The sequence below is a fragment of the Thermoplasmata archaeon genome, from assembly GCA_035632695.1.
Classification (GTDB): domain Archaea; phylum Thermoplasmatota; class Thermoplasmata; order RBG-16-68-12; family RBG-16-68-12; genus RBG-16-68-12.
Genome location: DASQGG010000022.1, coordinates 1 through 9705 on the forward strand (window position 1 = coordinate 1; position 9705 = coordinate 9705).

Below are 9705 nucleotides of genomic sequence, written 5' to 3' on the forward strand. Positions count from 1 at the left end.
CTACGTCGGCTTCCTTGGGTACAATCAGTTGCTACCCTATCTAGTGAACACGCATGCCGTCTTCCAAGCGCCCATCGTGAAGATCGGAAACGCCACCGGCTATCTCGTCGACCAGGCGGGCAAGACAGATTCGCCGGCGGACGCAACGCTGGATTTCGGCCGTCCCTTCACCTTTCAGCTCGATATGGTCTTTCCCACCAATTCGCAGGGCTCAACGATGACCGTCGCGATTTCCTCGGTCGCCGCGACACTGGTCGAGACCATGAACGGGAGGCGGCTGGTGCCCGAACAGGTAGTAGTTGAGGATCCCCTGGAGCAGTTTGCGCGTCTCGTGGGAACCGGCCTGATGTCCTTCGCGAGCGGGATCTTGGTGAGCATCGGCCTGACGCGACCCCCGGGGGCGGATAAGGTGGTGAAGATGAATACCGGCGCCGAAGAGCACGGACAATCGGATTCGGCTGGGCCGCCTACCGAGGCGCATGCGAAGCGAGGAGAGGTGAAAGAGGACCGACCCCCGCCCCACGTGCCGGAGGGACCAGGCCTAGCGGTCCATGATCGCTTCCTGGCCGTCCTGCAGGAAGCGAACGAGGCGACTCGGTTCGAAGGCGAGGCCCTTTGGCACGTGGTGGAGTTCTTCGTCGGCATTAGCGGGACGCTCTTGGTGGCGGCCTTCGCTGTCTTCCAAATTGGAGCCGACCCGTCGCTGAAAGCTCCTACCGCGTCCGGCCTTGCCCTCCTTGGCGGTATGCTCGGCGTCCTCGGGCTACTGGTTCTCGCAGAAGAGTCCATCGACTTCCTCCGTGTCCGCCTGGTGCGAGACCGTCTCCTGCGAGCGGCCGGAGGAGCGACGGACCCGGTGCAGCTCGACTACGAGGCAAGGATGCTAACGGTCTCGGAGTCGGGATACCCGTCGCTCAGACCTGAGGATCTGCGGGCCATCGCGCAAGGGCTGCGGTCCAGAGGCGGGGTCCGCAGCGCGCTCAGGACCTCGCTTGCGATCATGGCCGTAGGTGCAATCTTGTCCGTCAACCTCTTCGTGTCCCTCGAACGTTTCGCTCTTGACCAGTTCCTCGAATGGGAGGCCCTCTGCCTCGTGTTGGGCCTTCTGGCGGTGTGGGGCCTTCGTGGGTTCCACCTGCCGGTCGCGCTCGAAAAGGCCGCCGCCCAGACTAGGGGTCGGAAGTAATCCAAGACTCGCGCCCCGCGGGGTCCCGGTTGTACCGCGCCTCGAATGGCGCGCCGACGCGCGGACTGCGGCGCCTCCCCGCAGTTAGTTTTGCAGGAGGGTTCGGGGGGAGTTTGGCGTGCTACTTTGTCTCCGTCCCTCCATGAAAACAACCCCTGAGTAGAGGATTCAAGTTCCTCTTCCTCATGCGTCGGCCCGCGGGGCCGCGGGGAGGGTTGGTCTATGGAAGATGCACTGGTGCGGACGAGCGATGAGTCGCGGGAGATCGTGGGTCAGTTCCGGAAGCGGATCCAGGCCCTGGGCCACGAGCACGGGGACAGGATCCGGGAGAAGGTGAGCGAGCACTGGATCGGCTGGCGGAGCACGCGGCACGGGCGCACCTTCGCGGAGATGCGACCCCTGCAGGAGCGCGTCCAAGTCTTCATCCTGCCGCCGAAGCGCGGGCTCAAGGATCCCGCGCGCCTCGCGAAGTCGAACCCGCCGACCCAAGGGTGGGGTTACTTCCTGTCGCGCTTCGATGTCCGCACGCTCGGTGAGGTTGCTCCCGCGTTTCAGCTCATTCGGCAGTCCTACGAGCGCGGAACGAACGGCCACAACGGTCGCGGTCCCGGCGCCAAGGCGCGCCGCTAGCAAACCGTTTAATAGGCCGCGCTCTTTGGTCCGGCGCTTTCAGCGACCCTGGTCGGGAGATGTACCTTCGGGCGAATCCGCAAATCCAGGGGGTTTGACCCATGGCCGACGAACAGAAGGCTCCGGCACCGGAGCTTAGCATCGCGGGCGAGGAGGAACAGAAGAAGCCCGTCCGCCCGCGGAACTTGTACGGATACGTGAAGCAGGCGTGGAAGAAGCCCAAGGGCGGCGTCGTCGAGGAGACGCACTTCCAGCGCATGACGGAATGGAGACGCGGAGCCGCCTTCGTCCGTCTCGAGCACCCCACGCGGATCGACCGCGCGCGGGAGCTCGGATTCCGTGCGAAGCAGGGCTACGTCGTCGTGCGCGCAAGGGTCCGCCGCGGCGGGCGACGCCGGCCGCACCCCATGGGCGGGCGCCATCCGAAGCGCCGCGGCCTCAGGAAGATCACGATGGGCAAGTCTATCCAGCGCATCGCGGAGGAGCGCACCGCGAGCCACTACCCGAACCTCGAGGTCCTCAACTCGTATTGGGTCGGCGAGGACGGGATGCACAAGTACTACGAGGTCATCCTCGTGGATCCCCAGCACCCCGTGATCCGCAACGACCCCAAGATCAACTGGATCTGCAACCCCGCGAACCGCGGCCGCGTGTACCGCGGGCTCACGTCCGCGGGCAAGAAGGGCCGCGGCCTCATGTACAAGGGCAAGGGCGCGGAGCGCGTCCGTCCGGGCGTCCTCGCCCACGAGCGCAAGGGCAAGTGAGTCGTCTCACGCGGCACGGACCCGCTGGGCGAGGGCCCGGACCTCGGCGTCCGGCAGGCCCACCACGGGCTCGAACACGGGCACGGAGAGCTTGGGCCGCTGCGCGGGATCGAAGTCGCGACCCCGGGTACCCAGGAACACGGCGCCCGCTCGGGCCAGGCGGACGAGGTCCTCTAGCTGGGCTCGGCCGTCGAACTCGAGGACCTTGAGGCCTGGCTCCCACGGCCTCAACGCCTCGATGTCGATCGATCCGCGCGGTGCCGCGGCGACGACCCGGCAGCCACGCTTCATGGCCATCCAAGCGGCGACGAGCCCCGCCTCGCCGTCGACCACGGCGAGGGCGCGTCCCTGGCTCCCGAGCGGGAGACCGCCGGGGCCGTCCCAGAACTCGTGGAACACGAATCCGCGGTTCTCGCGGACCTCGACGTGAACCTCCACGGCCGGCGCGGTGAGGTTCACTTTGGCCCCCGGCACCGCGTTCAGGATCGCGCCGCCGATCTCCCTTGCCACGTCCTGGCTCGTGAACGGGTGGGACCCCACGCGACGCGGGCGGACTGCGAAGGTGACGCCGGCCTGGAGGCCCGCACTCCGTGCCTCGTCCACCGCGAGCCTCGTCAGGGTGCCGAGGTCCCCGTGCCCTTCCGTCGCGGGGCTGATCGACACGATGCCGAACACCCGTCCCAGGATGCGCCGGGCTCGCGCGGGGTCGTCCACGGACACGTAGACCCGGGCCTCGTCCGCTTCCGTGACGCACTCGACGCCCTCGGCCGCGAAGAGGTCCTGGATGTTCGCGACGAGCCGGTCGCGCAGCTGCCGGCGGACGTACCGGCTCTTGAGCGCGATCTCGCCGAACCGCACGAGGAGGACCATGGCCGTCCCGCTGTCCCTCCCCAATCGCTCCGGACGCATTCTATTTATCTGCGGCCCGCCTCGCCCGGCCCCATGGTTCTCGACCCCCCGACGGTCGTCCTGCAGATCGTCCTCATGTTCGGGGTGGCCTTCATCTACTCGAACCTGGGCCTCGGCGGCGGGCTCTTGTTCGTCCCGATCCTTCTGGCCACGGGGGTCTCGGACCCGCTCCTCGCCGCTCCGATTTCCCTGACCCTGACCACGATGACCGCGGCGTCCTCCGTGATCAACCACCGCCGCAAGGGCTACGTGGACTTCCGGCTTGGACGCACGTTGGTGATCGGCACCCTCATCGGCGCGGTCCTGGGCACCTACTTCCACATCGGTTTCGTGAGCAAGGTTGCCTTCGAGGTCATCTTCGTGATCATCCTCGTGGCCTTCGGCGGGCTCATGGTGCGCGACTGGCTCCTCAACGCGCGCACGGTGGACGAGAACGACGACTCGAAGCTCACGCCGCGGAGGACCGGCGAGACCACGGTCACCATGGTGGGCTCCGGGTTCCTATCGGGTCTCGCCGGCGTCGGCGGCGGCCTCATGAATGTTCCCCTGATCATCTTCCTGCTCGGGCGGAAGACCCGTGTGGCGATCGGGACGTCCTCGCTCCTGATCATGCCCACCGCCGCCTTGGGCTTCTTCCTCTACGTCCTCGGCCGCTATCTGGGGTCGCCGGCGGGGTTCACGTGGCCCGAGGAGTTCATCCTGATACCGATCCTCATGCCCTTCGTCTTCGTGGGCGCCCTGCTCGGCTCTCGCCTCGGGCTCGCGAAGCTCCAGACGCGGTCGATCTCGCTGATCTTCATCGTCGTGATCTTCATCGCTGCGGTGCAGATCCTCCTCACCCTCCTGCACATCCTGTGACGAAGCCGTCGTGTCGGCTTCCCCTCCTTACAAAAGTACCAAATAGCCGCCGATAGCTGCCCGCCCCACCGGATTTAGGGATGGGATGGCCCCGGCCAATGGGTCGAAGTGGTTCTACAGCTACCTACCGCAAGGCATCGCAGGCGGAGCCACGTCCCCGCTCATCCCGCTGTTCGCGTACGCCCTCGGGGCGAGCCTCGGGGACGTGGGCATCATCGCGGCGGCCACCAGCTTGGCCTCCGTCCCGGCCTTCATGCTCTGGGGCTCTCTCTCGGATTCGCTGAAGACCCGGAAGGTCTTCCTGATTTTGGGCTTCCTGGGCACCGCGGTCAGTTTCCTCGCCATGGCCGTCTGCTTCAACATGCCCGAGTTCTACCTCGCGAACCTCCTCATCGGCTTCCTGGGCGCCGCGAGCGCCCCGGTCGGCGCGGTCCTCGTCATGGAGACCACGGAGCGGACGAAGTGGCCCAGCCGCCTCGCGTTGATCAGCCAGCTCACGGGGGTGGGCTACATCGTCGGGCTGAGCATCGGGGTCGTGTGGCTCTCGCTCGGTCCGCTCTTCCTGAACACCGTGGGCGCGATGCGCGGCCTCTTCGTGATTGGCGCAGCGCTCGGCTTGCTCTCGGGCCTGCTCGCCGGGATGTGGCTCCAGGAGCCCAAGGAGTACCTGGAGCGGCGTTCCATCCACCTCGTGGACAACCTGTTCCGGATCGAGCGGGTCAAGTTCCTCCCCATGCGGATGCTCCACTACCTGGACTTCCGCAACCATCGGACCTCCAAGTTGTCGCGGCCCCTCCGGGGCTATTTGGTCTGCGTCTTCCTCCTGTTCTCCGGCTTCACGGCGTTCTACGGGTTCTTCCCCATCCTCCTGCAGCAGATGTACGGGCTGTCGGAGTCCGAGGTGTTCGCGGTGTACATCGCGAGCCAGGTGGGCTCTGTGACGGCGTACCTGCGCGTGGGCCGGTGGGTCCAGGAGCGCGGCAGCCGGCGCACCCAGCTCTACGCCTCCCTGGGCAGGACGGTCCTCTTCCCCGCCTTCCTCCTGTTCAGCCTTGTCTCCATGTCCCCCGTGGCCATCCTCGCAGGCATCCTGGCCCTCCATGCGGGCGTCGGCCTCTGCTGGGCGCTCATCAACGTCTCGGGCTCGACCCTGGTCTCCGATCTCGCCCCGGACGAGGCGCGGGCGGAGGCCATGGGCGCGTACAATGCGGGCCAGGGGTTCGGCTCGATCCTGGGCCCCCTCCTCGGAGGATTCGCCGCCGAGTTCTACGGATACCCCGCGGGCATCGGGGTCAGCGTGGTGTTCATCCTCGCGGGCGCCGCCATCCTCGGCGTGAGTCGTTCCCTCGAGGACTGACCGGGGCCGGATGCGGCCACTTGGCTTCCATGTACTTTGTGCAATTACCTAGACTTTCCCCCTGAAGAAGGCGTTATCTACCCTCCGGCCGTCCTGGGTCCCGAGGGAGTCTATGAAAGTGCTCATTCTGGGGGGATACGGGGCGATGGCCCAGTCCACCGTGCCCGATCTTCTCGAAAGCCCTGGTGTGCAGCGCGTGGGGATTGCCGGACGAAACCTGGAGAAGGCGAAAGCCTTCGCGAACGCGTGGAAGGACGATCGTGCGGCGCCGATGAAGCTCGACGCCCGCGACAACGACGCCCTCAAGCGGGAGTTCAAGAACTGGGACTGCGTGATCAACAGCGCCTGGTACGACCTGAACGTCCCGATCATGGACGCCGCGATCAAAGCGGGCATCCACTACATCGATTTGGGCGGCCTCTACCACCAGGCCTTGCGCCAGCTCAAGATGGACAAGCAGGCGCAGGACGCCGGCGTCACCTGCGTCCTCGGGATCGGCTCCACGCCGGGGACGATGAACGTCATGGGGATGTACGGCGCGAGCAAGCTGGACAAGGTCCACAAGATGATCCTCCGGAGCAGCGGGATCACCGTGGAGGGCGGGGAGCCCGGCAAGTTCGTCGTCCCGTACGCGGTCCGCACGATCTTCGACGAGTTCTCCATGGACGCCCCCATCCTGCGGGACGGGAAGATCAAGTTCGTCCCTGCGTTGACGGGCCTCGAGATCTCCGAGTTCCAGGCGCCCGTGGGCAAGGTCGAGGGATACTACACGATCCACTCCGAGCTCGCCACGATGCCCCAGACGATCGGGAAGGGGATCAAGGAGCTCGACTTCATCGTGGCCTTCCCGCACGAGTTCACGTCCACGATCGCGACCTTGGTCCGGCTCGGCCTCGCCAAGCGCGAGGAGCACGTGGTCGAGGGCCAGAAGCTCCGCCCGTACGACGTCACGGCGACGATCATCGACGACCTGCCGAAACCCAAGGAACCCGAGAAGGACCTGGACATCCAGCGCGTCGTGATCTGGGGCGAGAAGGACGGGAGCCCCGTCACCTTGCGGTACGAGGCCGCGACGTGGCCCCACAAGAAGTGGAACGTGGGCGGCGGGACGGTCGACACGGGCGTGCCGCCCTCCATCGCGGCCCAGTGGCTCTTGAAGAAGAAGGTTAAGCGCACGGGCGCCATTCCCCCGGAGATCGCCTTCGACCCGCTCCCCTACTTCAAGGACCTGAACAGCCAGGGCCGCGGGATCGTCGTGACCGAGTTCGCCGAGACGACGAAGACGCTGAACTAGATCCACCGGGGTGATGCCATGCCTACCAAGGGCAAGTCCGCAGAGGAACGTCTCAAGGAACGCGACGAGTACATCCCGAAGTCCGTGCGCACGGGCACGCCGATCTTCATCGACCACGCGAAGGGCGCCAAGATCGTGGACGTCGATGGGAAGGAGTACATCGACTTCACGGGCGGCATCGGCGTCCTGAACACGGGCCATCTCCCCGATGCGGTGACCGACGCGGTCCGGGCGCAGCTGGACAAGTACCTTCACCTGTGCTTCATGGTCGTGAACTACGAGCCGTACATCGAGCTCTCCAAGCGCCTGCGGCCCACCCTGCCCTTCGAACGGGGCAAGTCCGCCTTCTTCAACAGCGGGGCCGAGGCCGTCGAGAACGCTGTCAAGATCAGCCGCGCCGTGACGAGGCGGCCCAACGTGATCACGTTCCAGAACTCGTTCCACGGGCGGACCCTCCTCACCCTCACCATGACGGGCAAGTACCAGCCCTACAAGGTGAATTTCGAGCCCTTCGTGCCGCACGTGTACCAGGTGCCCTTTGCGTACTGCTACCGGTGCCCGCTCAAGCTCTCCTACCCGGAGTGCGGCATGGCCTGCCTCCAATACGTCGACGACCTGTTCCGCGCCGAGGCGCCCGCGGACAAGACCGCCTGCATCGTCGCGGAGGCCGTCCAGGGCGAGGGTGGGTTCGTGGTCCCGCCGAAGGAGTACTGGGAAGGCTTGCGGAAGATCACGAAGGAAAACGGGATCCTGTTCGTCGACGACGAAGTCCAGGCCGGCATGGGCCGGACCGGGAAGTTCTGGGCCACGGAGCACTTCGGCGTGACGCCCGACCTGATCACGTCGGCCAAGGCGCTCGGCGGTGGCCTTCCCCTGAGCGCGGTGTCCGGCCCCGCCGACCTCATGGACATCCCCGTGCCCGGGTCTATCGGCGGCACGTTCGGGGGCAACCCGCTCGCCTGCGTCGCCGCGATCGCGAATCTGGACCTGATCAAGAAGAGCCTTGCGAACGCGCTCGAACTGGGCAAGATGATCGAGCGGCGGTTCAAGGAGATGGCGGACAACCACGCATGGATTGGCGACATCCGGGGTCTGGGTGCCATGCGGGCCATCGAGCTTGTGAAGGACCGGAAGACGAAGGAGCCGGCGAAGGACGAGGTTTCCGCGATCATCGCGGAGGCGCGGACCCACGGGGGCCTGTTCCTGTCCGCGGGATGGTACGGGAACGTGATCCGCCTCCTCCCGCCGCTCAACATGACCAAGGATGCCCTGACCGAAGGACTCGGCATCCTGGACGCCGCGTTCACCGTCGTCGAGAAGAAGGCCGCCTAACCCGCCGCCTGGGCGCAGACCGCGTACGGCCTAGGTCAGAGACGGCTCTCGGGCTCGCGATGTCCGACCGCGAGGTGCCGCTCGCTCACACGCTGGGCGGGATGGGCGCCTCACCGTACACGGCGGCCTGGGCGTTCACGGCCTGGACCTGGACGCTCGGGACGCGTGCCTTCTGGCGGCGGACCTCCTTGGCGACCGCCGCGAATGCGCTGTCCGCCACCTCGAGGGCCCACTCGATGTCCTCTTCCGTGTGCTCCGTGCAGATGAACGCCCGCTCCGCGGCCTGCGGGATGCCGAACAGCACGTTGTTCCCGAGGCAGTGGATGAACCAGTTCCACCAGCGGCGCGTGTTCACGTTGAGCGTGTCGCGGAAGTCCCGGATTTCGTCCTGTGTGGTGAAGTACACGTTGCCGATGGATCCGACGTACTCGACCCAGGCCGGGAGGCGCCGGTCGTCCGCGAGGTCCTGGAGCCCGCCGTATAGCTGTCGGCCCAGCGAGTTCACGTGGTCGTAGTACTCCGGGTGCGCCTCGAGGATCTGAAGCGCCTTCAGGCCCGCGGCGACGGACACGGGGTGACCGTTGTACGTCCCCGCATGGAACGTCCCATGACGCCAGCCCTTGCCGGGCTCGAGGACGTCCATGATTTGCGCTTCGCCGCCGATGCCCGCGAGCTGGAAGCCCCCGCCGGCGATCTTGCCGAAGCAGACCATGTCGGGGCGGACGTCGTAGTACTCCGCGGCTCCGCCGTACGCGAGCCGGAACCCCGTGAGGACCTCGTCGAAGATCAGGACGATCCCGAGCTTCCGGGTGAGCTGGCGGATCTTCTTCAGGTAGTTGTTCTTGGGCGCGATGACTCCGGGGCCGCACAGGACGGGCTCGACGATGAAGCCGCCGATTTCCTCCGCGCCGTTCTCCAGGATCTCCGCGGTCGTGTCGATGTCGTTGAACGGGACCACGGCCATCGTGTCCGCAATGACCTTGGGGATGCCCTTCCCGTACGTCACGGGCCTGTACCCGTTCATCCGCCGCGCCGTCTGGGTGTCCATGTCGAGGCTCATCAGGGCGTAGTCGTTCGCGCCGTGGTAGGCGCCCTCGACCTTGGCGATCTTGTCCTTCCCGGTGTACGCCCGCGCGACGCGCATCGCGTGCATGGTCGCCTCGGTCCCGCTGTTCGCGAGGCGAACCTTCTTCATCCAGGGCATCGCCTTCTGAATCTGCACGATGTACTCCGGGAATAGCTCCGTGGTGATGCCCATCATCGAGCCCGACTCGAGCTGCTTGATCACCTCGAGTGCGATGTCTCGGTTGTTGTGACCCAGCAACAGCGCCCCGAAACCCATCATGAAGTCCAGGATCTTGTTCCCATCCACATC

At 66.2% G+C, this 9705-nt stretch carries 9 protein-coding genes; 7 read left to right on the plus strand and 2 right to left on the minus strand.

The features are described from left to right. From VEY12_01540 to VEY12_01550, 3 genes are all read left to right on the plus strand, one after another. On the plus strand, positions 1-1186 hold a 1186-nt coding region (locus tag VEY12_01540; GenBank protein ID HYM38814.1), incomplete at its 5' end, for a hypothetical protein. A 222-nt stretch (positions 1187-1408) separates the two neighbouring features. Further along, positions 1409-1816 carry a hypothetical protein gene (locus tag VEY12_01545; GenBank protein HYM38815.1) on the plus strand — a complete coding sequence of 136 codons (408 nt, stop codon included), beginning with the start codon at positions 1409-1411 and terminating at the stop codon, positions 1814-1816. A 101-nt stretch (positions 1817-1917) separates the two neighbouring features. Continuing rightward, a complete protein-coding gene (locus VEY12_01550) occupies positions 1918-2580 on the plus strand; it encodes a 50S ribosomal protein L15e (protein ID HYM38816.1) in 663 nt (220 codons plus the stop codon). Positions 2581-2586: 6 nt separating this feature from the next. Here the strand turns inward: VEY12_01550 and VEY12_01555 are convergent, their stop codons facing one another. Then, positions 2587-3450: a THUMP domain-containing protein gene (locus VEY12_01555; GenBank protein ID HYM38817.1), complete on the minus strand. Its 864-nt coding sequence runs from the start codon at positions 3448-3450 to the stop codon at positions 2587-2589. A gap of 72 nt (positions 3451-3522) precedes the next feature. Between VEY12_01555 and VEY12_01560 the strand changes: the two genes are divergently transcribed. From VEY12_01560 to VEY12_01575, 4 genes are all read left to right on the plus strand, one after another. After that, entirely contained in the window at positions 3523-4347 is an 825-nt protein-coding gene (locus tag VEY12_01560) for a sulfite exporter TauE/SafE family protein (protein ID HYM38818.1), read from the plus strand. A gap of 85 nt (positions 4348-4432) precedes the next feature. Beyond that, the gene (locus VEY12_01565) at positions 4433-5704 is read left to right on the plus strand and encodes an MFS transporter (GenBank protein HYM38819.1); all 1272 of its coding nucleotides are present in this window, start codon (positions 4433-4435) and stop codon (positions 5702-5704) included. A gap of 112 nt (positions 5705-5816) precedes the next feature. Next, complete coding sequence (locus tag VEY12_01570) at positions 5817-6998, plus strand: saccharopine dehydrogenase NADP-binding domain-containing protein (protein HYM38820.1); 1182 nt, start codon at positions 5817-5819, stop codon at positions 6996-6998. Positions 6999-7016: 18 nt separating this feature from the next. After that, positions 7017-8330, plus strand: coding sequence for an aspartate aminotransferase family protein (locus VEY12_01575; GenBank protein ID HYM38821.1), 1314 nt, complete (start codon positions 7017-7019; stop codon positions 8328-8330). A gap of 85 nt (positions 8331-8415) precedes the next feature. On the opposite strand, the gene VEY12_01580 is transcribed toward VEY12_01575, so the two are convergent. After that, a partial coding sequence (locus VEY12_01580; protein ID HYM38822.1) for an aspartate aminotransferase family protein occupies positions 8416-9705 on the minus strand: 1290 nt, incomplete at its 5' end.